This is a genomic window from Enterococcus termitis, assembly GCF_001730305.1.
Lineage (GTDB): Bacteria > Bacillota > Bacilli > Lactobacillales > Enterococcaceae > Enterococcus_L > Enterococcus_L termitis.
On sequence record NZ_MIJY01000011.1, the window covers coordinates 16,458 to 41,633 of the forward strand.

Sequence of the window (25,176 nt, forward strand, 5' to 3'; positions counted from 1 at the left end):
TCTTGTCTTGTTACGAAGATAAAGATAATTTATTCATGTATATTTGCAATTTCATTTCCCCTTATTATTCGGAAAAGGTACTCTCACATCACTAACCCCACAAATATAATTCATATCAACCTTATAAAATTTTGCAAGTTTAATCATAGATTCTAAAGGTATTCTCGTCTTCCCATATTCATAATCAGCATAAGTTCTCTGACCCACGTTTAACAACACTGCAACTTCTCTCTGTGTATAATCGTTATCTTCACGTAATTCCCTTATTCGCTTAATATAATCCATAGCCATCCCTCTTTTTGATTATTCTATCCTAGAGTTATAAACTCTTAAACTAACTATCTATCATCTAGCATTAAACTAACTATTTTTCAGGAAATGAGTTCTTCACATGACTCATTCCACAAATATAATTCATGTCAACGTCATAAAATTTAGCTAAGATAATCATGGAATCCAAAGGTATTCTCGTTTTTCCATATTCATAATCAGCATAAGTTCTTTGTCCAACACTTAACAGCGCTGCAACTTCTCTCTGTGTATAATCATTATCTTCACGTAATTCTCTTATCCGCTTTATATATTGCATGACTTGTCTCCTTTTTAATTATTTTACGATAGAGTTATAAACTCTATTGACTTTTAGAGCAATAAACTCTAAAATGGACTTAAGGACAAAAACAACGAATGAAAAAATAGAAATCATTAGGAGGTTCAACATGGCTCACCCAGTAAAAATGATCACCTATCAAGATCTACATAAACTAAATCATTCAATCCAACAATTAAAGAACTGGCACGAAACATTCAATTCACAAAGAAACAACATCCATAATCATTCTATTCCCGATAACCTCTTCTATGAGCATGAGCGAATACTAAAAACATTAACTCAAGAAACACAGAAACTTAAAAGCAAAGAGAAACTCAAAAATATTTTGATTTAAACTCCTAGCAGCAAATAGGATTTTAAAGTTCATCAGTATTAGCCGAACTGATACTGATGAGCGATAGATTTAAACAAGTAGTTAACTATCTAACTACTTGTTTTTTTGAAAACAGCTAAAAAACATAGTATAATGAACAAACACAAGGAGGGATTATTATGGCATTTCAAATTGAACTAAATGAACAAGAATTATCCATTCAAGGTGTACAATTTCAAACAAAAAAAGAATATACCATAATGAAGAACTCTTTAGGTTCAAGTATGTATGAGGGATTCGAGCCAACAAAAGACATGGTTCAACTTCTAAAAGACATTCATGATGGAAAGAAAAGCAGAAATGATATTCTTACTTTTGTCTTAGGAAATTAACTCATGAATAACAATTATAACTATATAGATAACGAGAATCTTTACACTTACCCTAATTCAAAGGTTTTAAAAAATATTCCTGCTATTGACGATTTAGAAAAGTTACATTTAACTGAACATCTTTTTGTATCTAACAGGATAGCTGAATTAGCTGAAAAGCCCATTTTAGTCAATTCTATGGACTCTATTAAGGACATTCATAAGTATCTTTTTCAGGATATGTACACTTGGGCTGGTGAATATCGCAAAGTCAATATCAGTAAACAAGGTTATCCCTTCATGGCATTCCAATCTTTCCCACAAGGTCAGCAGTATATTAATGGTTTGATTCAAGAATTTTTATCTGGAAATCTTTCAAAAATAGAGATTAGTAAACAGCTTGCTACTATATTAGATGATTTAAACCATATGCACCCATTTCGAGAAGGAAATGGTCGAGGACAAAGAGAAGCTATTCGCTGTCTAGCATTAGAAAAAGGATATGTACTGGAATTGAATCCCGCAGATAAGGAAGAAGTTTATAAAGCATATATGGACGGTGTGATTCATTCCAATCTTGAACTTTTGGAGAAAGTTATCTTTGAAAACTTAGCACCACTTTGATACTAACTCTTATAAACTAACTGCTTTTTAAACGATTCAAATTAGCTTAAATCCTTTTAAACTGGTGATTTTCAGCTTATAGATTCTATTAGTTTATCGAGTGGGCGTGATACAAAAATCCTTGAAAATCCTTATTTATAGGGATTTTCAAGGATTTTTATTTAAAGGAGGAACAAAAATGAAAACAAAAATGCCTGAAATTCTTTCTTTCATTTCAGAAGAAGCTGTTAGTAGAAAAATGACCAGTGAGGAAATTGCCGTTCACTTTGGTTATGATAAACATCATTTTAGTCGGAAGTTTAAAGAAATCAATGGATTCAGTGTTGCTGAATTTCTCTCTAGTTTAAAAGTTGAAAAGGCGATCTTTGAACTAGATGAAGAAAAGCGAGTACTCGACCTACAAGAACATTCAGGTTTTGAAAGCAGCGGTAGTTTCACGAATACGTTTAAAAAATATACAGGTAGTTCTCCTAGAGCGTACAAAACTGAAATGAGTGAGCTTTTTGATGATATGAAACGTTTTGAAACGGATGATAAGGATCAATCGATCGCGCATTTTGAAGAAAAGAGTCATTCTTTTTGCACAGTAACGATTGACGTACCTGATGAATTTGAAAAGGGTATCCTATTTATTGGACTTTTCCGGACACTTATCCCGAATCATATGCCTATATCTGGATTAGCTACAAAAAATTTAATCGGAAATACATTGAAAAATATTCCAAGTGGAGACTATTATTTATTAGCTTGCGGGATAAGCCGTTCTAATAATATTCTATCTTACTTTAACTTAGGCAATAGCTTGAGGGGGAAAGAAGATGACAAGTTATCTTTTCCAAACTGTTCCGGTAATCATTATACGATCAAACTGAGAGAACCAATACCAGAAGACCCGCCAATATTAGTGAATGTGGGAAAACTTTTGATCTCCCGTTTAAAGAACACAATCTAGGATAATATTATTCGACCGTGAAGTGATAAACTAGTCGTAAGTTGATGGAATGGAGGAAATAGTTATGAGTTTAAATGTAAAGAGTGTCACTGTAGGTCTACCGGTAAGTAATTTGGATGAATCTGCACTTTGGTATGAAAAGCTTCTTATGAGTGATGAAAAAATTAACCCTGTTGAAGGTGTTATTGAGTATCCAGTTGGTTCTATTTGGATTCAACTTTTCGAAGAAAAAATGAATGTTTCAGAGAATGGTTTACGTTTAGGAGTAGAAGACTTAGACAAAGAATTTGAACGTTTAAAATCACTTGGCGTAATCGTTGATGAGGTGATAGAGGATGTACCTGGTATCCTTCGATACGTTGATTTCTCTGATCCTGATGGTAATAAGTTATCGTTCTATTGGTTATATGATCAAGAGTAGCTGTAGACAGTACTTATACTATGAATATAATGTTAAAACGACGGATAGGTGATTCGTCGTTTTTTAATTCTAGAAATAATACTTAAGTGGAGTAAGATATAACTCTGACATTAAAAAAAGAAAAACTGAAAAAATATTTTGAGTTAAAATCCTAGCGGCAAATGGGTTTATAAAGTTTATCCATATTAACCAAACCGATATTGATTAGTATCAGGTTTAAAAAGATAAAAAAGCTTGGCAGTATGGTTCTCAGTCAGAACGCCTACCAAGCTTTTTAATTCACAACAAATAGAACTATATATGCAAACATCAACAAAAATCCAAACAAACTAAAAACTATCCACTGACAAATAATTTTATGCTCTAGCTAGGTTACAACAGTTCAATATGCCTATTACATTTATTTAAGATATAACGATCATGGGTAACAATAATCAGCGTTTTCCCTAACTGATGTTCTTGAAATAGTATATCCAATATATTATTTCTATTCTCACTATCCAAAGACCCCGTCGGTTCATCTGCTAAAATAAGTTTGCTTGGTTTCAGCAATACTCTAGCCAATGCAACACGCTGCTTTTCTCCCCCAGATAATTCATAAACTTTCTTATTCAAAGGGGTAGACAAACCAACTTTATCTAACGCACCTTCCTTTAATTTGATTTTTTCTTTACTGGAAAAATCAGTGTAATGAAGAGCTACCTCTAAATTTTTGCCAATACTTTGACTTTCTATCAAGGCATAGTTTTGAAAGAGGTACGAGATACAAGTTCTTTTTAGTAGTAGTGCTTTCTTCGAATTTATTTTAGGCGCTTTTTCACCAAGCAGTTTTAATTCTCCTTTTTGAAAATCATCTAATAAACCCGCTATATTCAAAATTGTTGATTTTCCTGTGCCACTTTTTCCATAAATAGCAAGCATCTCATTTCTTTGTACTTGCAGATTAAAGTTGCTTAGGATTTGTTTATCTCGATAACTTTTATTAATATTTTTGAGTTCTAAAATCATAACGAATCCTCCTTTTAACTATCTTCAACCTTCTTCACTCGATCAAATGTAACGATTACAATGATACTTGTCACAAATTCAACCAGCGCCAACAATAAACAAGTAACCAATGCCCCTATTAATCGTTCTGGATATGTTGCCATAAACAATAGGGTAAACAACGTATTTTGAATTAGTAATAGCAAAAAGAAATTTTTATATGTTTGAAAAAATGAATAGCCGTGCATTCTCAAAATCGTTATGATTTTTTTCTTTTGATTATAATAGGCTATTGCACACTGCATAATAATAAATATCGTTAGACTTAAACTAAACAGTGTTTGAAACAGATAAATATAAAACGTTCCGAGCTGTCTCAATAAAATAACTTTATTTACATCCGATAATTTAACGATGTTTACTAGATTGTCATCAAGATATTCCGTATCTATACTATTTTTCAATTGTTTATACATCGATTCTGGAGAACGATTTCCTAATGTTATTTTCAATGGATCAATGCCGCCCAAGCCTTTGATAATAGGAATATCTTCGGGACTTTTTAGAACTTCAATTAATAAAGCACCTGTGAGTTCTCTTTTTTTATTGTTGTATAACGGCAATTTTGTTTTATCAGAAATAATGATAAACGTAAGTGTCATATCATAATTAACTTTGTAATAGTCCCTGATTTCTTGTCTTCTATCTTTTAGCTTTTCCGAAATTAAAAAGAGCGTTTCACCGTCTTTCGTCTCTGTCTTTATTTTTTTATTTTGATAATCTACTTTAATATGCTTCTTTAAATAACTATTATCAACTTTTATGACCTTATCGAAGAATGAATCCGTTTGTTCATAAGACGAAATATCTATGATAAATCCTCTATCTCCAACTATTCTATCTGCAGATCGACTTAAATTTTCAAAAAACACATTCGTATTATAGGTTATGTCTTTATTATCTTTACCAATTAATAATGGATAAAAAATACCTACTTTCGCATTTTCGGGAACCTTCTGTTGACTAACGGATGATGCATATCGCCAAGAGTCTTTTAAAAGCTCTGCTAATGGACTCAGACTAGTGATAACTGTAAACAAAAAGAAAATTTTTATTGCATATGTGATATAAAAAAAATCCTTATCATAATTTTTATAGTTTAGAGCATTTTTTGCTGATAAATGAGAAATAAACTTTAGCATGATAAAAATAATCAGGTTCAATAGAGCAGTTAACAGGATAAGCATAATTAGTAATTGAATGTTCATTAAAAAAGTTGGGAATATAACTTTAGCAAGTAATAGAAAGAGTAACGTTGCCAACATCCAACTATTGATGTCTCTCAATAAATAGTGCCAGGCTATTTCCAGTACACTATAGCCATTCATCCTTAGTATCTGTATGTCTCGTGTTATTAACAAACTATAGATCACTAAACAACATAAAAAAAATAATGCTCCCAACACCAGCAAAGCTTGAATATCTAAAGTAGGGATCAATTCGATTGGAAGCGTCATTGAATCATCGATCAATTCTTCTGCAACTATTGTTAACCCCATTTGATCTTTATACGCAGATATATTATCAAGCACCATCTCTTGTATCTGCGTATCAGTTCCCTGTAAAAAATAATCGCCAGTTACAATATCAGACCTGGTAACTTTTTTTATCTTATTGATTTCAGTGAATACATTGCTATTAAATAAGTGTTCTGTCTCGCCTTTAATTACTTTCGGGTTAAATTTCGATAAAAAAGATGTTTTAGCATTGTCGTCAATAAAGTAGGTTACTTTAATAATATCCGATGCTAAATCAATTTCTCCTTGCTCTCTCTTTACAGTATATTCTGTCACTCTGTTAATGAAAGACGTGTCATTTTTATTCGCACTCTTCTGGAGTATGCTGAAAGCGAGCTCTGGATTTTTTTCTACTGCCGATTCAGGTAGTTTTATCTTATATCCATCTATATTATATTGCGAATCCACATGTTTTATATTCTCGTTATTATTATGTTCAATTATCAATCCAAATACCATTGTAAAAAAACAAAAAAGTAACCCAATCTTCAAAATTAGCCTTTTCATAAAAAACCTCCTTTTAGTATATTTTTACATACAAATAGATTTTTTTAATTAAAAAACTATTTACACTTCATGAAACAAATGTTACCATTTTTTACATAAAGGTTCAATCCTTTAACAAAAAATTCAGGAGTGATTAAATGAAAAAAATTATTTTTTTAACTTTGGGACTTGGTATTACTATCGCAACATCAGCTTTTTCTTTTACTCAAGTTCATGCGGATGAATCTACAGACACATTGAAATCTTTAATACTACCAAGTAATCTAAGTTCAGGCTTTATCGCTACTGACTCAGATGGTAATATTGTAGATTACTCAAATCCTAACTTGTTAACAGCTGAGCAACCTGCTATTCAAAATCCTTTATCCAGAGCTACAGTTTCTATTAATCGAGGAAAGTGGTCTTACAGTGCCAATGTTGTTTGGGGAGGAAAACGAGGATATTCCGGCGTACAACATCCACTACCACATGCTTCAAAATCTAAATTAGGAAGTTCTGTAGGATATGATAAACAAAGAGGAGCCAATGTCTGGTCAAATGCCTATTCGTTTGGCAATTTAAACAATACGCATTATGCTTCTTATGATTATGGAATGCACTTAAAATAGTTACGTATGACAAAACAAAAATACTCTAAAAAAACTTAGATCAAGAAATAGAAAAACTCAAAAATAATTTGATTTAAGCACCTAAAAGCGAATTTTAAAGTTAATCAGCAATAGCCCTAACCACTACTGATCGAGGATAGCATTATGAAAATGGGATATAATTCGATTCTCACTCACTTTTTGATTTTTTCGCAAAAAAACATATAAAAAGGTGTTTTACGCATCTAAAAAACAAGCCTAATTATGAGAATATCATCATAGTTAGGCTTGTTTTATTTTTGGGAAGCACAATTGCTCACAGCTTTTTTCCAAGACACGTTTAAATTTTCAGTTCCTTATTTGAAAAAAGAGTCTGCTATCCTAGGTTGCATTTTTACAAATCTACTTACACCGTTTCCAGTATTTGAATTTATTCCTATCACTTCGTTTGATGCATTCATAACTGGACCTCCACTCATACCTCCTACGATTTGAATGTCAGAAGATTCATATAACCAACCAAACCATTTCGGTTGGCTAGTAGATACCATATTGCCAGAACTTTTTGAAAAGGTAACTTGATTAACTGTTCCATTGTATCCATAGCTCATTCCATATCCACTATTAGGTGCATTTTTTTTAATTTTTAAATTAGCTGGTGCTGTGCCGGCATAATGTCTTACTTTCAAATGACCAAAATCAGATCTCCAGGCATCATGTAAAGGTGTTTGAATCCAATCATTATTTGCAATTTGTTGAGTAATACCATATAATGCCGTTGTAGTTATTCCACCTGTTGAGGATTTTTTACAGCCCAGTAAAATACTACCTGAGCCAGCCCAACCATACCCATGCTCCTTGTCATAGAATACATGACCTGCTGTAGCAAATCTATCATTAGCAACTTTAAATGCTGTTCCGGAAGCCATTTCTACCTTACCGTTACTCAAAAAATAGTAAAGTTGAACTTTCCCAATACTACTATTTGGATTACCTGTCACTGGTGCCGATACTCGTATTCTAGCACGAGAATCTTCGTATTCTCCAACTGTATCTTCAAACTTTATTTCTTTCGTATCATCATTTATATCAAAAATTTTGACTTCGCCTTCATATTCCGGATATTTTTCCTTGTAAGCATCTTTTATCGTTTGGTCCCATTTTTCTCCATCTATAACTATTTCTTGTTCTCCACTTCTAGTCATATTTTTACTCTTAGTTACACTTTTACTAAAATCAATCGTTTCACTTTCATGTTGACTAAGACTCTCTTCAATCGATAATGCCTCAGCTTCTTTTCCTACAAATGAAAAACTCAATAAAACTAACAACAACAACTTTTTCATACTTCTCTCCCCTATCTCGTATATACAATACTTTTTTCTTTACTTTCATTTTCATGTTCGTAATGAATTGTTACCTTAACCTCTTTTTCATTAATCTGCGAAAGTCGATTCGCTAAATCTAGCTCTGTCTCTTCATTGCTCAAAACATTTGTTGTAAACACCGTAAGTCCTTGAGTCTCATCAATTGACACCCATTTATTGTTTTTCTTTGTTAAAAACTCAGTATCAGAGTCTATAATTGTAATAATGTCTTTGGTGTTATTTTTAATTAACAATTTCATTCCTTGAAACCCCAAACTAATTGAGGATTTTTCATTCTCAGTGTCTTTATCATTACCATTAATTTTTGTACATCCTACAACCAACAATAATAGCAGAGCTATTAAACAAAATTTTTTCATAGGTTCTCCTTTCTCAATTATGAACAAATTATATCATAATAAACATAATTAACAATTCATTTAATAATTTATTTTTATCTTCCAGGACTTTATATTATGAATTTCATTTACAAATAATCCTAAAAACAAACAGCCTACAAGGATTGGGTTTGCGAATTGGGCAGAACAAGTTGAATTTCCGCATCAAACGTTGAACCTTTTTTCGATTCATCAAAATACCCATATGAAGCAGGGTCATATGGATTCCACTTTAGCCTTTGTCTTTCCCACGTATTTGATAGACTTTTCAAATCCCCTCGAAATCCGCTTAATTGTTGGCGTCTCGTCGATCTCATTGCTTGTAATTATTTTTCCAGTTGTAATAACTAGAACGTGAAACTTGGATGATTTCGCATAGCCACGTAATGTTTAACAGATTGTTGTCTCGAGTAGTTAATGTTTGGATGAGTTGGAATTTTTCTTGCGTGAAGCTTTGATAGCCCTACGATTGATAGAATTCGTTTTTTAGTATTTCGATCTGTTGCTTTTGTAAAGCGACTTGATGACGCAGATAGACAATTTCTTATGATGATGATTGGTCTTTGTTTCGATGCCGACCGAAGGATACACTTCACAAGTCCGTGAAGCCTTCGACACGATCATTCCTTTGTTTGATTGTATGGTAAAAAGCCCCTATATAATAGGATCAACAGACGTTTTTTATCAGGTTCCCTTTTTTATTCATTTAATACAATCTTTTTCAACAAGAAAAGAGACCTGAGGCAGACTTCCCTTCAGATCTCATAATAGTCACTTATAATTCTATAAACTAGCTTCATTACTATTAGCTGAATTGACAGTTTACTCCTTTTGTCTACTCATCTAATAATTTCCTTTTATTTCTCGCTATAAAAGCAACTACAAATAGTAGTATTCCTGAAAAGACAAAAACAATATTCACACCTAACGTATCCGCTACAGCCCCCATCAATAATGACGATAAAGAGAAGGTTGCAGTATTTAATATACCTGTTGCAGCATACACAGATGTTAATTTATTTCTATCAACCTTCTGTTGTAAGATCGTCGCCTGAGGGATATTCTTAACTTGCAAAAAAATACCTATCAGAATTGAATAGACTAAAATAAGAAGTGGATTTCCTCCTAAAGCAACGAGTAATGTAATAACTCCGCCTAGGATCGAACTGATGACTATTACTTTAGATTTATTTTTATCGACCATTACATTTAAATAAAATACAAGCATACTTCCCAAAGCAGCGCCGAGAAAATAAGTGGCATTAATGTAGCCCCACCAATTCTCTGAAACATGTAAAACATCTTTCACAAAAACCAATACAACGGCTGAAATCCACGCCGTATTTGCAATACTCTCAAGTATATCCATACTCACAATTGTAAATATAATAGGTTGTTTGCGTATTTCCTGCCATCCAGAAATCAAGTTTTTCCATCTATTTTCATCAGCATTATCAGTCGTAGAAACGGTTGGTAAATACCAAAAAGCTAAAGTAGCAATAGCAAAGATACCAACATTGATCCAAATCAGGCCTGAAATAGAGAAAAGTATCAATAAAGAAGAGCCCACTGCCCAACCGCCAATACTAACAATTTGAAGCATTGTACTGAAAATACTATTCGCACGTATCAAATAAAACTTTTCAGCATAATGAGGTATAAGTGCCCTGGTGATTGGCTCTGCACAACCATCTAAAAAAGAAATACTAAAAATAAATGTATATAAAAAGAACAGATTTTCATTATTTACTTTTAAGTTCAAATACACAGCTAATCCTATTAATATAAATGTTTTAAACAATTGCGTTTTCCGCAAAACTTCTGTCAATGTAGCATAATTAATTAAAACCGGTGTCAACAATCCGGAAAATACTGTCCCAACAGTCATAATAACTGGTGCTAAAGAAGCAGCTAACGCAGAATTTGTTAGGGTAAAAACCGAACTCACGACAGCAATTGTGTATATAATATCGCCAATATTCGCAAACATTTGACCGATAACCAGCTTTTTGAACGCTTTATTTTTTTCCATTTTTTTCTCACCTTTACTTATCGAGAAACAGAAATTTGTCTCTTTGATTTTTTCTTAATTCTTTCAAAGTAAAGTAATTTTAACTATTCATAAACGGATTCTCCTCATAATGATACACTACCACTGATAGTACCATCTTATTTTTCACCACTAAATCTTTTTATAAATCTCATATACAAGATCAAATAATTTTACACAATATCCCTTACTATTTCACTTTCCAGTTACATACACTAACTGAATCTTTTCTTATAATGGCTTCTGAAATATATCCTTTATAATAATTTTCTTCTGAACATGTAGAACACTGTTTTGAATCCGGAAACGCTAATTTTGAAAACAACTTGAAACTTTTAATTAAAATTGTTTTAAATGATTCTCGCTTCAAATTGCCAATGTTCAACTGCATCATGGCACAAGGCGTTACCATCATGTTTGGTTGGTTCTTTAATGTTTTATAACCTGCCACAGTTACCTATCTCATTTTTTCTTCTATTTCCTCGATAGGCTGCGCTATTAGAGCAGTAGCCACACTTGTGTTTATTCCTGTTTTTCCATTTTATCCACACCGTTTACCAATGAATATAAACTAATCTTACCACAAAGTTAATAAATGAAAATACTCTTATCGTTAAATTTATCACAATGACTTAAAAACATTCAAAAAAACATCGAACAAAAAAAAGACAAGTAATTGACTATCCAACTACTTGTCTTTTCATTAAAGGTAATTCAAATCATCCCTCAGAATGATATACCGTCACTTCTCTAAAACTTAATTTAATCATAACCACCCTAAATATAATACAAATTCTCAGACGGATAAACTGCATCACTCGTAATATCCAAGCCTAACTCTCTTAATAGATAGGGTACAAACAAAGTACTAACATCGAGTAAAGACTTTAACAAACAAGCACCATACGCAATCATCCAATCTGCGTATGGTGCTTAAATATTCTATTTTTACGAAACTGGCAACTCTGATCCATTACTCTGAATCACTTTTTGATACCAATAGAACGAATCCTTTCTACTCCGCGCCAACGTCCCATTACCGTCATCGTCTTGATCGACATAGATAAAACCATAACGTTTTGACATTTCAGAAGTACCTGAAGAAACAATATCAATCGAAGACCACGTCGTATACCCAATTAAATCAACCCCATCAATCAAAGCTTCTTTCATTTGCACAAGATGTTTTTGTAAGTAATCGATGCGGTAGGTGTCATGAATACTTCCATCAGCTTCTACTTTATCTTCGGCACCGATGCCATTTTCTACAATAAATAAAGGCACTTGATAGCGATCATATAGATTATTTAACGTATAACGCAACCCTTTAGGATCAATTTGCCAGCCCCAGGCAGAACTTTCTAGATAAGGATTTTTTAGTCCTTTCTTCAAGTTGGCATCTGTCATTTCACCTTCATCTGGCTGTGCACTCGACACATTCGACATATAGTAACTAAATGCTAAATAATCAGAGGTGTACTCTTTTAATAATTCCTTATCTCCGTCTGTCCAAACGATTGAAACACCATTTTCTTTAAAGAAGCGATTCATATAGCCAGGATAAGCCCCACGAAGCATCACATCTGTATAGAAGAAGTTGTCATATTGATCGTCATGCATCATTTGTAAGACATCATCTGGCTTACAGGTTGCCGCATACGTTGTAAAACGTGCGATCATACAGCCCATTTTGCCAGCGGGATTGATTTCATGCAATCGTTTGGTAACAAGTGCTGCTGCAACAAATTGATGATGGACTGCTTGATAGCAATCTTGGATATAATTATCGGTTTTATCTGCTACGACACCTGTAGATTTAAAGGTTGAAAAACGTCCTGCATTAATTTCGTTAAATGAAATCCAGTAAGTCACTCGTTGCCCAAAGTTCGTAAACAAACACTCCGCAAAGCGAACAAATAAGTCAACGACTTTACGATCTGTCCAGCCTTTGTATTTATTCACAAGTGCTAAAGGCATTTCAAAGTGAGAGATGGTCACAAGTGGTTCCATGCCATATTTCTCAATTTCAGTTAAAACAGCATCGTAGAAATCCAGTCCTTCTTGATTCGGTTTTACCTCTTCCCCTGTTGGGAAAATACGACTCCAAGCCATTGAAAAACGGAACACTTTAAAGCCCATTTCCGCACATAAGGCGATATCTTCTTTATAACGGTGATAAAAATCGATTCCACGACGTTTAGGATATCGTTTTGTATTCGGATCTTTCATCGCTTCTTCAATTTTTTCTGTTGTGACATTACGATGCTTGGCTAAATCTTGACGATCGATTTGACTATCGAAAAAGGAAATATCTGAAACGGCCATACCACGACCATACTGACCGTATGCTCCTTCCGCTTGGCAAGCTGCAATCGCGCCGCCCCATAAAAAATTCTCTGGAAATATAGTTTCTTGTGTCATAAATGCCACTCCTTTTTATAATAATGTAATCAAACGATCGCTTGTATCCACTTGTGCTTGATCGCTGACTACAACATCTTCATAATTTGCTGTATTCGTGATAATAACTGGTGTTGTTACGTCAAAGCCAGCTGCTTTAATGGCTTCGATATCAAATACGACCAACGGATCGCCAGCTTTTACAGTTTGGCCTTGTGTTACTTTTAATTCAAAGTGTTTCCCGTCTAATTGAACGGTATCTAAACCAATATGAATCAATACTTCCGCACCATTTTCTGAAGTTAAACCAACCGCATGTCCTGTTGCAAAGGCCATAGTCACTGTGCCATTGACTGGTGAAACCACTTCTCCTTTGGTTGGGGAAATCGCTAAGCCTTGCCCTAATGTTCCTGAAGCAAACGCTTTGTCATTAATGTTTTCTAGTGGCACAATGTCACCCGTTAGTGGGCTGCTGATCATTTCTGATTTTACGCCAACATGTGTTGCTGTTTTTGCTGTCGATACTTCGTTTGTTCCTGTTGTTGTTTCTGGAATATCCTCAAATCCGATGAAATAAGTTAAAACCGCCGCCAAAACAAATGCTACGGCAATACCGATCAAGAAGCCGACAAAGCCTTCTCCTGTTGGTCCATAAAAAGCTGGAATCATTAAAATACTAGATGGACCGGCTGCATATCCCATACTACCTGCATAACCAGCTATACCGCCACCAACTGCGGCTGAAATCACACCAATAATAAACGGACGTTTTAATCTTAATGTCACACCATAAACAGCTGGTTCTGTGATTCCAAATAAAGCAGTGACAACAGCAGAAGCTGATAATGCTTTAAATTCTTTGTTCTTGGTCTTCAACATCACACCTAAAACAGCACCAGCCTGTGCAAATACAGAAATCGCCACACTTGGTTTCAGAGGATCTTTCCCCATTGTAGCAATATTGTTCATCATCACCGGCACGATACCCCAGTGTAAACCAAACATCACAAGAATTTGCCATGAAGCTGCAATTAAGGCACCCGCAATAATCGGATTAAAATTAATCACTGTGATCAACACATCCGCAATCGCATTCCCTACATATACGCCGAATGGTCCAAAAATCATTAACGTTAAAGGTACCACTACAACCAACAGAATCATTGGTGTAATAAAGTTTTTAATACTTTGATGCAAACGTTTATTCAGGAATTTCTCTAAAATACTCATGACGTAAATAGACAAAATAATCGGAATAACTGTTGACGTATATTTCACCATCACCACTGGAATTCCAAAGAAATCAGCCGATACTCCTGGTTCTGCCAACCCAATAATCGTTGGATAAACCAGAGCACCTGCAATCGTTACAGCAACAAAGACATTGGCTTTAAATTTTCTTGCCGCTGTAATTGCTAGTAAAACGGGCAAGAAGTAGAACAAACTATCCGCAATTGCACTTAGAATGATATACGTCGACGTTTCAGGGATGATCAATTTTGTCGTCGTAGCAATAGAAAGTAGCCCTTTTAAAATCCCTGCTCCTGCCATCACACCAAGTAAAGGCGTAAATAAGCTGGAAATCATATCTACAAATTTACCAAAAATCGTTTCATTTTCATTTGAACTATTATCTGAACTGGTCTGATCACCAGTTAGATTTGAAATGTTTCCAATCGCCTCATACACTTCAGGCACTGTGTTGCCAATCACCACTTGGAATTGTCCAGCACTTTCCATTACCGTTACAACACCGGGAATACTTTCCACAGCATTTTTATCCACAATCGTTCTATCTTTCAATTTAAATCGTAAGCGTGTCGCACAATGAACGAGTGATTGTACGTTTTCTTCGCCACCGACTTCTTTTAATATTTTTTCTGCTAATTGATTCGTATCCATGATAAATCCTCCTAAGAACATACTTGCAAAAGGTTGTTTTCAACTGGTTTAAAATAGTTCCGGATCTATTTTTGGCAAAACAAAAACCTAAACCTTTACTAAAAAATGCATACACTACCCCTGTGTGCAATTCCTTAGTAAAAGTTTAGGTGTCGCCTGCCGAACAGTCACAATCCACTAACCTGATACGTTATTTATTTATCTGTCTCAAATGATAGCATTTTCAAAAATGGAAGTCAATCCTTTTTTGAAAGTGTTTTCTCTCTCGTATATAAACGTTTTAAATGAATCACAAGATACAGCATTTCCTCAGACGTTAAATCCAGATGGAAAGTCGTATACACATACTCTGCAATTTTATTTGCACAATCATACGCTAATGGGTACTTCTTTTTCATTAATAGATACAGGTCATGATCTTCGCTGTCGAGTAACGTTCCATTGGTGATACGCTGTACAAAAAACTTCAGATGCGTCAAAAAACGATAAAAATTCAATGACTCTTCATCGTATTCGATCCCTAAATGATATTTCACAATTTTTAAAATAGCCGAAACTTCTTTCGTGATTGCAACGGTGGTATTCATTTCTTCATTCATTTCTGCATTGATCAAATGCATTGCAATAAAACCTGCCTCATCATCTGGCAAGCGAACCTTTGTTTCCTGCTCAAGCATATCTAGTAAATCTTTTGCCAGCTCAAATTCATTTGGGTATAAGCGATTGATCTCCCAAATCAACGAATTGGTGATTGCTTGTCCATTTTGATGTCTTTTTAGCGCATGAAAAATATGATCCACAAGAGATACATGCAAGCTCTCATTTAATTTCTGCTTTAGCTTTTTCTTGGCGATATCAATAAATTCCTCTGTTACCTTTAGAATTGGATAAGGTACTTCATTACTAAGTGAATTAAAATGTTGTTGCAAGCCAGCATCCTCTAAATGAAAAATTTTGTCGGCTTTTGTTATATCTAATGTTTCTCCTGCACTTTTTTTAAATCCAATTCCTTTACCCATGATCACATGTTCTATTTCATGCTCATCTTTTGTGATGATCACGTTGTTGTTTAATATTTTATATATTCTCATGACTTAACCTCCTCATTTTTGACTGGCTTCTTCAATTTGCTATTCTACGCTATGAAACGAGAAAAAGAAAGGGGGTGTTTTTTTATGAGAATACGTTTTTTCGCTTAAGTACACCTTTCATGACGATTTGCCTTTTTATTTATTACAATTCTTGCAACATAAAAAAAGACTCAAAGAGTTCTCCCTTTAAGTCTCATAACCATCGATTTATTTTTTTGAATAGCCTTCACATTCCATGTTTACTTAGCACTTGGTATCCTTTTCCAGCTTGTTTCATACAGCTTATCTAACTGGTTTTTTAGATAACCTTTAACTATTTCATTAGTCAAATTTTATCACTACTTTCCCCTGTGGATGACCTTTTGCAACTAACTCTAACGCCTGATTGATATCTTCCAACCGGAATTCTGACGGATCGATTGCAGGAACTATATTGTTTTTCTCGATAATCTTTGATACCTGCTCCAATTGTTTCCCATCTGCTCGAACAAAAATGAACTGATACTCGACATTTTTTTCCTTTGCTTTTTTATCATATTTTGAACCGGCTAAACCAAATAAAAATTGTTTCCATTTCGGTAAACCTTGACTTACAGCAAAGTCTTTATTCGGTCCTGTTCTGAGGCTCAGTAAACGACCGCCTGGTTTAATGATCGATAATTCCCGTTCAAATTCTGAAGCGCCCAAAGTATCAATCACAAAATCGACTGGCTCTATCACTTCCCAATAATTTTCTGTTTTATAGTCAATAAAGCGATCTGCACCAACAGCTAATGTTCTTTCTTTAGCTGTTGCGTTTCCTGAAACGATTACGGTTAAGCCCATTGATTTGGCAATCGGTATGGCCAGCTGACCAAAGCTGCCTGAACCACCTGAGATAAAAACGGTTTGTCCTGGTTGGGCATTTAATTTTTCATGAAGAGCTTGATACGCTGTTAAACCAGTCAATGGAACGGCTGCTCCTGTAACAAAATCTAAATATTTAGGTAAAAAATAAATAGCCTGAGCATCGATAGCAACATACTCTGTAAAAGCGCCAATGTGATCAATTGGTAATCTCGCATACACTGCGTCTCCGACTTTAAAATCTTCGACACCTTTGCCAACTTTCTCTACGACACCTGTTAATTCATTTCCCAGTGTCAAAGGCATTTGATACTCTTGAATCAGTTTTACTGCTCCAGTGATGTTCAACATTTCTAATGGATTTACAGCCGCCGTTTTTACTTTTATTAATACTTGTGTGTCTGAAATTTCCGGAATTGGTATTTCTTTGATTTGAGCGTGGATTTCTTTAGTATATTTATTAATTTGAGCTGCTTTCATGTTTTCGCTTCCTACTTTCTTGTTTGATATTTCGTAAAATTAATTGCCTTTATTGCCTATTTATGTTCTCTTTCGCTTGGATAAACGGTTTTCTATAGCTCACCAAAGGACGCTTTATTAGAATGATCGTTCTAATAAATTTAAAAAAATTATAGAGAAAATACTGGAAACCTTGCATCACTTAAGGTAAATTGGTTTTTCTCATCAACAATCCCTAAAATATGCTCACTTTCATAAAGTGCTAGTAAGTAAGTTGCAACTTCCTGCGGTGAACGTAGCTGAATATTCGTAGCTACTGATTTTTTCTCACTCGATTGTTGGATAAATGCAGTGTCAGTATACGCTGGTGCCAAAACTTTTGCTTTTAAGGTCGCGTTTTTCAATTCAGCAGCAAGGCCTTCGGTCAGAACACTCACATAAAATTTTGAAGCGGAATATGCAACATTCCCTAGTCCAATCACATAGCCCATCGCTGATGAGACATTGATAAGTTGTGCTCCAGGTTTATTGGCATAGTCTCTTGCATAGAGTATGGATAAAATAGTCGTCGCTTCTATGTTGACTTGGATTAACTGCTCGATTTGTTTCAACTCATTATTAATTAATGCGCCGAACGTTCCTACTCCGGCATTATTGATCCATGTTTCGATTTCATATATTTTTAGTGCATCGTATAATGCATAAACCTCTTCTTTTTTTGATAAATCACTAACTTTTATAATAATCTCCAATTCAGGATATTGTTCTTGAATCTTTTTTTGTAATGCTGATAACTGCTCTTTTCTTCTTGCTACTAGTATCATGTGCTTTTTCTTTTCTGCAAAAGCTAAAGCTGTTTCATAACCAATCCCCGAGCTGGCTCCTGTAATGACTACATACTTTTTGTTCAATTCGTTTCCTTCTTTCTATTTTATTATCGACAATGTCGTTTTTACGATCGACTGTAATTTTGCTTGATCATTCGTGGTCTTCACTAACACTCTAAGACCAACCCAAGCATTATGTAAATAACTTGCTAACTCTGGCAACTGCTGGTTTCTAGCTAGCTCTCCCTTTGCTTCAGCCTCAATCAGCAACTGATAAAGATACATTTCACTTTTTTTAAATATTTCTTGAACTTTGTTTTCTATTGCTCGATCCAATAAAGATAATTCTGTTGCTGTATTAACAATCAGACAGCCTTTGGGATTCTCATCATTTACAGATAAGGTAATTAAAAATAGTGTTTCCAGCTGTTCATGAATTGTCATTTTCTGTGTCACTTGTTGATTGATGATTCCATTTAGTCTACGTTCATAGCAATCAAGTGATTTCAAAAATAGTTCATGCTTATCCCCGAACGTGTCATAAATACTACGACGATGGATACCCATATAATCAACTAAATCTTGCATAGAGGTTTTCTCGTAACCTTTTTCCCAAAAGAGCTGCATAGCTTTCTCTAAAACAATTTGTTCATCAAATTCTTTTACTCTTCCCATGGATTCTTGCCTCCCACCTTTTCTAGAACGATCATTCTCATATTAACAAATTACTGAACTAAAGTAAATAGTTTTCGTTGCTTCAGCTTAAAAAATAAAATAGCGGTAGCCCCATCAACTGATGAAATTATCCGCTATTCTTAGTGTTTTGTCTTTTAATTTAGCCTTTGAATCAATAAGTTGAATCGTTTTAAGCAGAGTGATGCCCGTTTTTTAGTGGATCATTGCACACCCTAAATATAATACAAATTCTCAGAAGGATAAACTGCATCACTCGTAATATCCAAGCCTAACTCTCTTAATGTTTGCTCATCATTCTTACTCAACATAACCGTAGAATGCGCCTGTACCCCATTCAATTCGGATAATTTATCATAAGCTAGTTGCGCTGTTGGGTTCGTAACGGCACTAATTGCTAAAGCAATCAAGATTTCATTGGCTTTCAAAGCAGTTATTTTGCTGTGTAAGTCCTTCTTCTTCATTGTTTGAATCGTTTCAAGGATCACTGGAGATAATAATAAAATTTCATCTGAAATATTTGCTAACATTTTAATTGAATTTAAAATAGCCGATGAACAAGAATCCATTAAATTGCTGGTTCTCCCAGTTACGATCCTGCCATCCGCTAGCTCAAATGCAATAACAGCCGGTGTATCGTTACTTTGGGTTTGTTCTCTTAATTGCTCTGAATACTGACGAGCAGGCAGTACGGCTTTTCGGTCCTCTTTTTTCAGCTCGACTTCTTCCATGATCAATTTAATCCGATTGACTGTTTCCTCATCGATCAAGCCTTTTTTAAAGTCACATTCTGTCGCAAAACAACGGCGAATGATTTCTTGCTTCGAAGCTTCCTTGACTACTTCATCATCGATGATCCCGAAGCCCACACGGTTAACCCCCATGTCTGTTGGGGATTGATAAACCGATTCTTCTCCCGTAATTTTTTCAATGATCCGTTTGATCACAGGAAACGTTTCAACATCACGATTGTAGTTAACAACAACTTCTTGGTATTTATCAAAGTGGAATGAATCGATCATGTTCACATCTTTTAAATCAACCGTTGCTGCTTCATACGCAATATTTAGTGGATGCTTCAATGGTACATTCCAAACTGGGAAGGTTTCAAATTTTGAATAGCCGGCGGTCTTTCCGTTACGACTTTCATGGTAAAGTTGGTTCAAACAAGTGGCTAATTTTCCACTCCCTGGTCCTGGTGCTGTAACCACCACGATTGGTTTAGTGGTTGGGATGTACTCATTTTTGCCAAAGCCTTCTTCACTGACGATTTTTTCGAGATTGGATGGATAATCTTCGATTGCCGCATGTTTATAGACTTTGATATCTCTTCGTTCTAACTTATTAATAAACATTTTTGTAGAAGGTTGTCCACTGTAGCGTGTGATGACCACACTGTTGACTGCCAAACCATACTCTTTTAACTCATCGATTTGACGTAAAATATCCATGTCATAGGTAATGCCGTAATCGCCGCGAATTTTATTCCGCTCGATATCTCCTGCATACACACAAATCAAAATCTCAGCCTGATCTTTTAATTTTTGTAAAAGCTTGATTTTGGCATCTGCGTCAAAGCCTGGCAGTACACGTTTAGCATGCATATCCCCGATTAGCTTTCCACCAAATTCTAAATACAATTTATCATAGTGATCGACTCTTTCAAGGATATATTTTGATTGCTCTTCGATGTATTTTTGTGGATCAAACCCCAGTTGTTTCATGTGAGAACCCTCCGATATTTATATACTGCCATCTATTATAAACTTATTTGCTGCTGATTACGATATGGAAGTTCATTATTTACTATTTAAACAGCTTTTTATCATTATTGGCTAATAATCACAAATAGAGTATCAACAAACACCTAGAATGTCTAAGTCTTCGCTGATACTCTATTCATTTCCTACAAAGGATCTCTTATTTTTTAAAACCCTATTCTTTCAATAAATGTTTCTTGTTTTTTATCATCTGTTTGAAAATCGATCCAGTCTTCTCCTTCATCCTGCTCTTCAAAATGCTCTGTTACAAAGTGTTTCACTTCTTCTTTATCGATTGAACGCTCTACTCCTTGAGAGACAATTCCTAAACATACAAGTACACCAGCCGCTACCATAAGTTTTGTTATCATAATAAATTTCTCCTCTTCTTTTCTCTCTTATTTTTTATTTGTCTTATTTTTAACTATTTTACAAAGGGAATTTTCTTCTTTACTTCTTCAGATAGTAAATCGAAAAAGTGACTCATCACTGTTTCACAGACTTCTGGTTCTACTCCTGTTGTTTCTGAAATAGCCGCTGTGATCTCAATCATGTGCTTTCTTGAAGATCGACTCATGTTCTTCTCACTATACTTTTCATACGCTCCTAAAACTTGCTCACATGTATCTTTTGCGACTAAACTTCTTTGTGCTACTGCTTGGATTGTTTTTGTGTGGTTCATATTATTCTCCTCTTTCTTTTATAGACCGACCGACGGTCATTTTTGTTTTATTTTTTAAACTCAACATATTTTTTGTTGAGTTTATTGTTCGAAAATTAATGCAAATTTTTTCATAACGTCTGCTTTGTTGTCTTTTGTTTCATGGATCCCTAACACTCTGAAAATGATATCAATGAATGCGTGGACTCTCTGCTCCATCACTTCTTGTGTCTGGTTCGCTGTTCCTTCATCTACTAAAGATTGAATTCCTGCAATCAAAAACTGAATCGCTTCTAATGGATACGGTGTAGTAAATTCTTTGTCTTTTACTCCTGCTTCAATAATTTCCGCCAGAATTGGACAAATATGTTCGATCGTTGCCTCTAATGCACGTTGCTTCATCAATGCATTTTCTACTTTAGAAAACTGCTCAAGTATGTCGCTTTTCTGTTCATCCTCACTTGATGCTTGTGTGATTAAAAACTGAAGAATCTTATCCAGTGCGCTTACACCATTTTGTTTGGCAATGTCGTTTGCTATAGCGGCATCTTTTTCAACTACTCTCATGATCACTGCATCCATCACTTCTTCTTTTGATTTAAAATAATGATAGAATGTTCCTTTGGCAATACCGATTTTTTTCAAAATATCATTGATCGTAGTCTTATCATAGCCTTTTGTGATGAAAAATGTTTCTGCTGTGTCTATGATTTCGTTTTTTCTTTCGTCATGTTCTTTTACTACTCTCACTAGGTAACCTCCTTTCTCATTTTTCCCAAGACCGACTGTCGGTCTGTTTATATTTATATAATACATTCATTGATATGATTTGTCAACACTTTTTTATTGTGAAAATGTTTTGATAGAAAAAAGACTTATATCGTTTAAAAACGTTACAAGTCTTTTAAGGATTCGTCCATACTACTATGAAAATACTGTTTAGCTGCCCACCGAACCTAAGACTCCGATTATCTCATCATACAATTTTTCAACATCCAACATCCCGTATTGTTTTTTAGAAATAGCCAGGACTGGTGTTTCGGGAAACTTTTTTTCCAGCTCTGCTTTTGCATAACTAAATGTGGGTGTCAATAAGATAACATCTGCTTGATCTCCATATCGGTCTATCAGTTTTGAATTGTATACATCAATGTTGATTGCCTGTTCCTGCTGCTTCATCAATAAGCTAAGCTTGTGACTTAAAACCTGCGTCTGCATCAGCCCTTTGTCTGAAATAAAGCTAAAGGCCATATCAAAGATGATGATCTTTTTTTGTTGCTCTTCTCGATTTGAGCGTTCCTTTGGTGAGTGATTTTGTACTTTGCTCATTTGCGTTCTCCCCTTCAGCTTTGAATAAAGAGAATCAAAGACGCTTTGACTCTTTGTTCCTAAAAGTTCATCGGTAGAAACATTGAAATAGTCGCTCAACTTCACTAGCATTTCGATATCTGGATAGCTCTCATTTCGTTCCCATTTTGAGACGGCTTGGGGAGTAACGTTCAAAATATCTGCTAGCGCTTTTTGCGTCATCTTTTTTGATTGTCTTAATTCTTTTATTTTTTTTCCTATCTCTAACATCAATATACCCCCTTAGATGTGAAAGTTTCAATAAACGATTTGTTGAACAGGAACAATTTGCACTCAACTGTAGGTTGAAATGCATCGTACAAGGGAACAATCTAATACCACACTTCATCAAGCAACCTATTTCATTTTTTTCGTACTGTCAAAAGATATACGTTTCCTATAATAAATAGGATTGCCAGGAGCTTCGATAAAATACCACTATGCAAAAACAAACAGATCGGAATCAATACACTCACTCCACGATACGCCCAATAAACAAATAGCTTGCCTGCTTTTCTTTCTGCCTCATTTTCAGGAGTCGTTTCATAACTGCTAACATTCAGCGGATTTCTAGCTAAAAACAAGCCGTTAGAACGATCAATAAGTACTGCAAAAAACAACACAACGATGCCAAACGCCACCAGAAATAGTAATAGTTGATCTATTGAAGAAAATATACCTATCATTTCGATCCGCTCCTTCCTTATCTTCTTTTCTTTAGTATACACCAAAGAACAATAAACTCATGCGCCCTCTGAGAATCAAAGGTGTCATGAGTTTACTTTAAAACTGATTTTTAGATGGAAAACTCCCTGTCAGTTGCCTCTGATCACTACATGATTGGTGGTGTTCCTTCTGCATTTCCTGCAATTGCATCAATTTGAACCAATGCATCTTTCTGTAAGGCTGACACACCAACAACTCTTCTAGCTGGTACACCATCTGGAAAATAGCTCGCATAGACTTCATCTACAGCATCCATGTCTTCCAGATCTTTAACATAGATATTCACTTTAACCATATCTTCCATTCGATGATCGACACTTTCAATAATTGCCTTGATATTTTCTAAGCACTGTCTAGCTTGCTCCTTGATCCCGCCAGCTACGATTTCATTTGTCTTTGGATCAATCGGTAATTGACCGGAAAGATGATTATAGTGTGAAAAAGCGACAGTTTGGGTTGAGAAAGGACATTTTGGTGCATTATTGGTATTATTCGCTTCAATAATCAGTCCATGTCTATCCTCAACTGCTTGTGGTGGCGTGCCATCTCCATGAGAGACTACGGCTTCGATTTGCACTGCAGCGCCCATCGGTAAATCCGTTGCTGCAATCACAGTACGTGCTGGCACATAGCCCACAGTTCGAGCAATCCCTGAATCTGGGAAAAATGTCGTATAGACTTTATTCACTGCCTCTATTTTTGATAAATCTTTAAGGAAGATATTGATTTTGACGATATCATCAAGCGGTACATCAATACTTTCTAAAATCGCTTTGATATTTTTTAGGCATTGACTTGTCTGTTGTTTGATACAGCCAGCTACTACTCTGCCAGTTTTAGGATCAATCGGCAATTGTGCTGACAAATTATTGTAATGAGAAAACGAAACTGTTTGTGTTGATAACGCGTTAGTTGGCGCATGTTGTGTATTGTTTGTCAACTTGATTAGATCGCCTGCCTGCGGTGCATTGGGAATCGTTCCTTCTCCGTTTGAAACCAGCACTTCAACTTGAACTAACGCTCCCATAGGCAACGCATCTACAGCAACGACTGTTCTTGAAGGCTGATAGCTTTTGAAAAAAGAAGTATACACATCATCTACTGCATCGCTATCTGTGATGTTCTTAACAAAGATAGAGACTCTAATACAATCACTCATCGCATGACCGATACTCTCTACAATTGCCTTGATATTTTTAAAACATTGTTCTGCTTGTTCTTTGATACCCCCAGCAACCAATTTACCCGATACAGGATCGATCGGCAATTGTGCCGAAAGGTTATTGTAGTGGGAAAAAGCGACAGTTTGTGACGATAAGGGGCTTTGCGGTGCCTTCTCCGTATTCCTTGCTAGTACTACATTCTCATTACTCATCTTTCTATTCCTCTTTTCTTTTAGATACATTCAAATAAAAAAACTTGATTTGCAGAAGGGATGTTAACGCTTCCAAATCATGATAAGCCAAATAATCCATTTCTACGACTGCTTCATTTTTTACTATCATGCTTTGACAACGGTAACTACGACAAATTGACAAAAATTATATCACTTATTTCAGTTTACAGTATTAACGGTAACAATTCAATCCTGTTTTTCAACTACATAACTCTGTTGCTCTCATTTTTTTATTTCTAGTTGATTTTCCACTTTAAACATGACACAATTCTTTTATGCAAAAGGAACATCTGTAAACAAT

At 34.9% G+C, this 25,176-nt stretch carries 28 protein-coding genes; 6 read left to right on the top strand and 22 right to left on the bottom strand.

Annotated features, from left to right (window positions below; genetic code table 11):
• Window positions 1–51: 51 nt before the first annotated feature.
• Window positions 52–285, bottom strand: coding sequence for a helix-turn-helix domain-containing protein (locus tag BCR25_RS07205; RefSeq protein ID WP_069662950.1), 234 nt, complete (start codon window positions 283–285; stop codon window positions 52–54).
• Between the two features lie 79 nt (window positions 286–364).
• On the bottom strand, window positions 365–589 hold the full coding sequence (locus tag BCR25_RS07210; RefSeq protein ID WP_069662951.1) for a helix-turn-helix domain-containing protein: 225 nt from the start codon (window positions 587–589) through the stop codon (window positions 365–367).
• Window positions 590–719: 130 nt separating this feature from the next.
• Between BCR25_RS07210 and BCR25_RS07215 the strand changes: the two genes are divergently transcribed.
• From BCR25_RS07215 to BCR25_RS07235, 5 genes are all read left to right on the top strand, one after another.
• Window positions 720–947 carry a hypothetical protein gene (locus BCR25_RS07215; RefSeq protein ID WP_069662952.1) on the top strand — a complete coding sequence of 76 codons (228 nt, stop codon included), beginning with the start codon at window positions 720–722 and terminating at the stop codon, window positions 945–947.
• A 158-nt stretch (window positions 948–1,105) separates the two neighbouring features.
• Window positions 1,106–1,318: a hypothetical protein gene (locus BCR25_RS07220; RefSeq protein WP_069635547.1), complete on the top strand. Its 213-nt coding sequence runs from the start codon at window positions 1,106–1,108 to the stop codon at window positions 1,316–1,318.
• Window positions 1,319–1,321: 3 nt separating this feature from the next.
• Window positions 1,322–1,921, top strand: a complete 600-nt coding sequence (locus BCR25_RS07225) for a Fic/DOC family protein (RefSeq protein ID WP_069662953.1) — start codon at window positions 1,322–1,324, stop codon at window positions 1,919–1,921.
• Between the two features lie 178 nt (window positions 1,922–2,099).
• Window positions 2,100–2,873, top strand: coding sequence for a helix-turn-helix domain-containing protein (locus tag BCR25_RS07230; protein ID WP_069662954.1), 774 nt, complete (start codon window positions 2,100–2,102; stop codon window positions 2,871–2,873).
• 64 nt (window positions 2,874–2,937) lie between these two features.
• Window positions 2,938–3,294 (top strand): VOC family protein, encoded by a 357-nt coding sequence (locus tag BCR25_RS07235; RefSeq protein WP_069662955.1) that lies wholly within the window; start codon window positions 2,938–2,940, stop codon window positions 3,292–3,294.
• Between the two features lie 372 nt (window positions 3,295–3,666).
• Here BCR25_RS07235 and BCR25_RS07240 read toward each other — a convergent pair whose 3' ends face one another.
• Window positions 3,667–4,299, bottom strand: coding sequence for a putative bacteriocin export ABC transporter (locus BCR25_RS07240; RefSeq protein ID WP_211272501.1), 633 nt, complete (start codon window positions 4,297–4,299; stop codon window positions 3,667–3,669).
• Between the two features lie 17 nt (window positions 4,300–4,316).
• A complete protein-coding gene (locus tag BCR25_RS07245; protein WP_069662957.1) occupies window positions 4,317–6,365 on the bottom strand; it encodes a DUF1430 domain-containing protein in 2,049 nt (682 codons plus the stop codon).
• A gap of 137 nt (window positions 6,366–6,502) precedes the next feature.
• On the opposite strand from BCR25_RS07245, the gene BCR25_RS07250 reads away from it, so the two are divergent.
• On the top strand, window positions 6,503–6,973 hold the full coding sequence (locus BCR25_RS07250; RefSeq protein WP_069662958.1) for a hypothetical protein: 471 nt from the start codon (window positions 6,503–6,505) through the stop codon (window positions 6,971–6,973).
• 335 nt (window positions 6,974–7,308) lie between these two features.
• Here BCR25_RS07250 and BCR25_RS07255 read toward each other — a convergent pair whose 3' ends face one another.
• From BCR25_RS07255 to BCR25_RS07335, 18 genes are all read right to left on the bottom strand, one after another.
• Window positions 7,309–8,298, bottom strand: a complete 990-nt coding sequence (locus tag BCR25_RS07255) for a trypsin-like serine peptidase (protein WP_069662959.1) — start codon at window positions 8,296–8,298, stop codon at window positions 7,309–7,311.
• 11 nt (window positions 8,299–8,309) lie between these two features.
• Complete coding sequence (locus BCR25_RS07260) at window positions 8,310–8,699, bottom strand: hypothetical protein (protein ID WP_069662960.1); 390 nt, start codon at window positions 8,697–8,699, stop codon at window positions 8,310–8,312.
• Between the two features lie 103 nt (window positions 8,700–8,802).
• On the bottom strand, window positions 8,803–8,937 hold the full coding sequence (locus BCR25_RS20965; RefSeq protein WP_139124546.1) for an IS3 family transposase: 135 nt from the start codon (window positions 8,935–8,937) through the stop codon (window positions 8,803–8,805).
• Between the two features lie 615 nt (window positions 8,938–9,552).
• On the bottom strand, window positions 9,553–10,749 hold the full coding sequence (locus tag BCR25_RS07265) for an MFS transporter (RefSeq protein ID WP_069662961.1): 1,197 nt from the start codon (window positions 10,747–10,749) through the stop codon (window positions 9,553–9,555).
• Window positions 10,750–10,957: 208 nt separating this feature from the next.
• Entirely contained in the window at window positions 10,958–11,218 is a 261-nt protein-coding gene (locus tag BCR25_RS07270; protein WP_069662962.1) for an SPASM domain-containing protein, read from the bottom strand.
• A 497-nt stretch (window positions 11,219–11,715) separates the two neighbouring features.
• A complete protein-coding gene (locus BCR25_RS07275) occupies window positions 11,716–13,188 on the bottom strand; it encodes a glycoside hydrolase family 1 protein (RefSeq protein ID WP_069662963.1) in 1,473 nt (490 codons plus the stop codon).
• 15 nt (window positions 13,189–13,203) lie between these two features.
• Complete coding sequence (locus BCR25_RS07280; RefSeq protein ID WP_069662964.1) at window positions 13,204–15,069, bottom strand: beta-glucoside-specific PTS transporter subunit IIABC; 1,866 nt, start codon at window positions 15,067–15,069, stop codon at window positions 13,204–13,206.
• A gap of 236 nt (window positions 15,070–15,305) precedes the next feature.
• The gene (gene licT, locus BCR25_RS07285) at window positions 15,306–16,160 is read right to left on the bottom strand and encodes a BglG family transcription antiterminator LicT (RefSeq protein ID WP_069662965.1); all 855 of its coding nucleotides are present in this window, start codon (window positions 16,158–16,160) and stop codon (window positions 15,306–15,308) included.
• A gap of 321 nt (window positions 16,161–16,481) precedes the next feature.
• Window positions 16,482–17,486, bottom strand: a complete 1,005-nt coding sequence (locus BCR25_RS07290) for an NADP-dependent oxidoreductase (RefSeq protein ID WP_069662966.1) — start codon at window positions 17,484–17,486, stop codon at window positions 16,482–16,484.
• A gap of 149 nt (window positions 17,487–17,635) precedes the next feature.
• Complete coding sequence (locus BCR25_RS07295; RefSeq protein ID WP_069662967.1) at window positions 17,636–18,376, bottom strand: SDR family NAD(P)-dependent oxidoreductase; 741 nt, start codon at window positions 18,374–18,376, stop codon at window positions 17,636–17,638.
• A gap of 15 nt (window positions 18,377–18,391) precedes the next feature.
• Complete coding sequence (locus BCR25_RS07300; protein WP_069662968.1) at window positions 18,392–18,967, bottom strand: TetR/AcrR family transcriptional regulator; 576 nt, start codon at window positions 18,965–18,967, stop codon at window positions 18,392–18,394.
• Window positions 18,968–19,200: 233 nt separating this feature from the next.
• Window positions 19,201–20,709, bottom strand: coding sequence for a DUF1846 domain-containing protein (locus BCR25_RS07305; RefSeq protein ID WP_069662969.1), 1,509 nt, complete (start codon window positions 20,707–20,709; stop codon window positions 19,201–19,203).
• 203 nt (window positions 20,710–20,912) lie between these two features.
• On the bottom strand, window positions 20,913–21,116 hold the full coding sequence (locus BCR25_RS07310; RefSeq protein ID WP_245792295.1) for a hypothetical protein: 204 nt from the start codon (window positions 21,114–21,116) through the stop codon (window positions 20,913–20,915).
• A 53-nt stretch (window positions 21,117–21,169) separates the two neighbouring features.
• Complete coding sequence (locus BCR25_RS07315) at window positions 21,170–21,427, bottom strand: hypothetical protein (RefSeq protein ID WP_069662970.1); 258 nt, start codon at window positions 21,425–21,427, stop codon at window positions 21,170–21,172.
• An 81-nt stretch (window positions 21,428–21,508) separates the two neighbouring features.
• Window positions 21,509–22,156 carry a TetR/AcrR family transcriptional regulator gene (locus tag BCR25_RS07320; RefSeq protein WP_069662971.1) on the bottom strand — a complete coding sequence of 216 codons (648 nt, stop codon included), beginning with the start codon at window positions 22,154–22,156 and terminating at the stop codon, window positions 21,509–21,511.
• Between the two features lie 189 nt (window positions 22,157–22,345).
• Window positions 22,346–22,984, bottom strand: a complete 639-nt coding sequence (locus BCR25_RS07325; RefSeq protein ID WP_069662972.1) for a helix-turn-helix domain-containing protein — start codon at window positions 22,982–22,984, stop codon at window positions 22,346–22,348.
• A 131-nt stretch (window positions 22,985–23,115) separates the two neighbouring features.
• A complete protein-coding gene (locus BCR25_RS07330; RefSeq protein WP_069662973.1) occupies window positions 23,116–23,439 on the bottom strand; it encodes a hypothetical protein in 324 nt (107 codons plus the stop codon).
• A gap of 146 nt (window positions 23,440–23,585) precedes the next feature.
• Complete coding sequence (locus BCR25_RS07335) at window positions 23,586–24,854, bottom strand: RidA family protein (protein WP_069662974.1); 1,269 nt, start codon at window positions 24,852–24,854, stop codon at window positions 23,586–23,588.
• Window positions 24,855–25,176 lie beyond the last annotated feature (322 nt).

Coding starts and splice junctions, on each gene's coding strand:
- BCR25_RS07205 (WP_069662950.1), bottom strand. CDS start 285: ATGGATTATATTAAGCGAATAAGGGAATTACGTGAAGATAACGATTAT.
- BCR25_RS07210 (WP_069662951.1), bottom strand. CDS start 589: ATGCAATATATAAAGCGGATAAGAGAATTACGTGAAGATAATGATTAT.
- BCR25_RS07215 (WP_069662952.1), top strand. CDS start 720: ATGGCTCACCCAGTAAAAATGATCACCTATCAAGATCTACATAAACTA.
- BCR25_RS07220 (WP_069635547.1), top strand. CDS start 1,106: ATGGCATTTCAAATTGAACTAAATGAACAAGAATTATCCATTCAAGGT.
- BCR25_RS07225 (WP_069662953.1), top strand. CDS start 1,322: ATGAATAACAATTATAACTATATAGATAACGAGAATCTTTACACTTAC.
- BCR25_RS07230 (WP_069662954.1), top strand. CDS start 2,100: ATGAAAACAAAAATGCCTGAAATTCTTTCTTTCATTTCAGAAGAAGCT.
- BCR25_RS07235 (WP_069662955.1), top strand. CDS start 2,938: ATGAGTTTAAATGTAAAGAGTGTCACTGTAGGTCTACCGGTAAGTAAT.
- BCR25_RS07245 (WP_069662957.1), bottom strand. CDS start 6,365: ATGAAAAGGCTAATTTTGAAGATTGGGTTACTTTTTTGTTTTTTTACA.
- BCR25_RS07250 (WP_069662958.1), top strand. CDS start 6,503: ATGAAAAAAATTATTTTTTTAACTTTGGGACTTGGTATTACTATCGCA.
- BCR25_RS07255 (WP_069662959.1), bottom strand. CDS start 8,298: ATGAAAAAGTTGTTGTTGTTAGTTTTATTGAGTTTTTCATTTGTAGGA.
- BCR25_RS07260 (WP_069662960.1), bottom strand. CDS start 8,699: ATGAAAAAATTTTGTTTAATAGCTCTGCTATTATTGTTGGTTGTAGGA.
- BCR25_RS20965 (WP_139124546.1), bottom strand. CDS start 8,937: ATGACCCTGCTTCATATGGGTATTTTGATGAATCGAAAAAAGGTTCAA.
- BCR25_RS07265 (WP_069662961.1), bottom strand. CDS start 10,749: ATGGAAAAAAATAAAGCGTTCAAAAAGCTGGTTATCGGTCAAATGTTT.
- BCR25_RS07275 (WP_069662963.1), bottom strand. CDS start 13,188: ATGACACAAGAAACTATATTTCCAGAGAATTTTTTATGGGGCGGCGCG.
- BCR25_RS07280 (WP_069662964.1), bottom strand. CDS start 15,069: ATGGATACGAATCAATTAGCAGAAAAAATATTAAAAGAAGTCGGTGGC.
- licT (WP_069662965.1), bottom strand. CDS start 16,160: ATGAGAATATATAAAATATTAAACAACAACGTGATCATCACAAAAGAT.
- BCR25_RS07290 (WP_069662966.1), bottom strand. CDS start 17,486: ATGAAAGCAGCTCAAATTAATAAATATACTAAAGAAATCCACGCTCAA.
- BCR25_RS07300 (WP_069662968.1), bottom strand. CDS start 18,967: ATGGGAAGAGTAAAAGAATTTGATGAACAAATTGTTTTAGAGAAAGCT.
- BCR25_RS07305 (WP_069662969.1), bottom strand. CDS start 20,709: ATGAAACAACTGGGGTTTGATCCACAAAAATACATCGAAGAGCAATCA.
- BCR25_RS07310 (WP_245792295.1), bottom strand. CDS start 21,116: ATGATAACAAAACTTATGGTAGCGGCTGGTGTACTTGTATGTTTAGGA.
- BCR25_RS07315 (WP_069662970.1), bottom strand. CDS start 21,427: ATGAACCACACAAAAACAATCCAAGCAGTAGCACAAAGAAGTTTAGTC.
- BCR25_RS07325 (WP_069662972.1), bottom strand. CDS start 22,984: ATGTTAGAGATAGGAAAAAAAATAAAAGAATTAAGACAATCAAAAAAG.
- BCR25_RS07330 (WP_069662973.1), bottom strand. CDS start 23,439: ATGATAGGTATATTTTCTTCAATAGATCAACTATTACTATTTCTGGTG.
- BCR25_RS07335 (WP_069662974.1), bottom strand. CDS start 24,854: ATGAGTAATGAGAATGTAGTACTAGCAAGGAATACGGAGAAGGCACCG.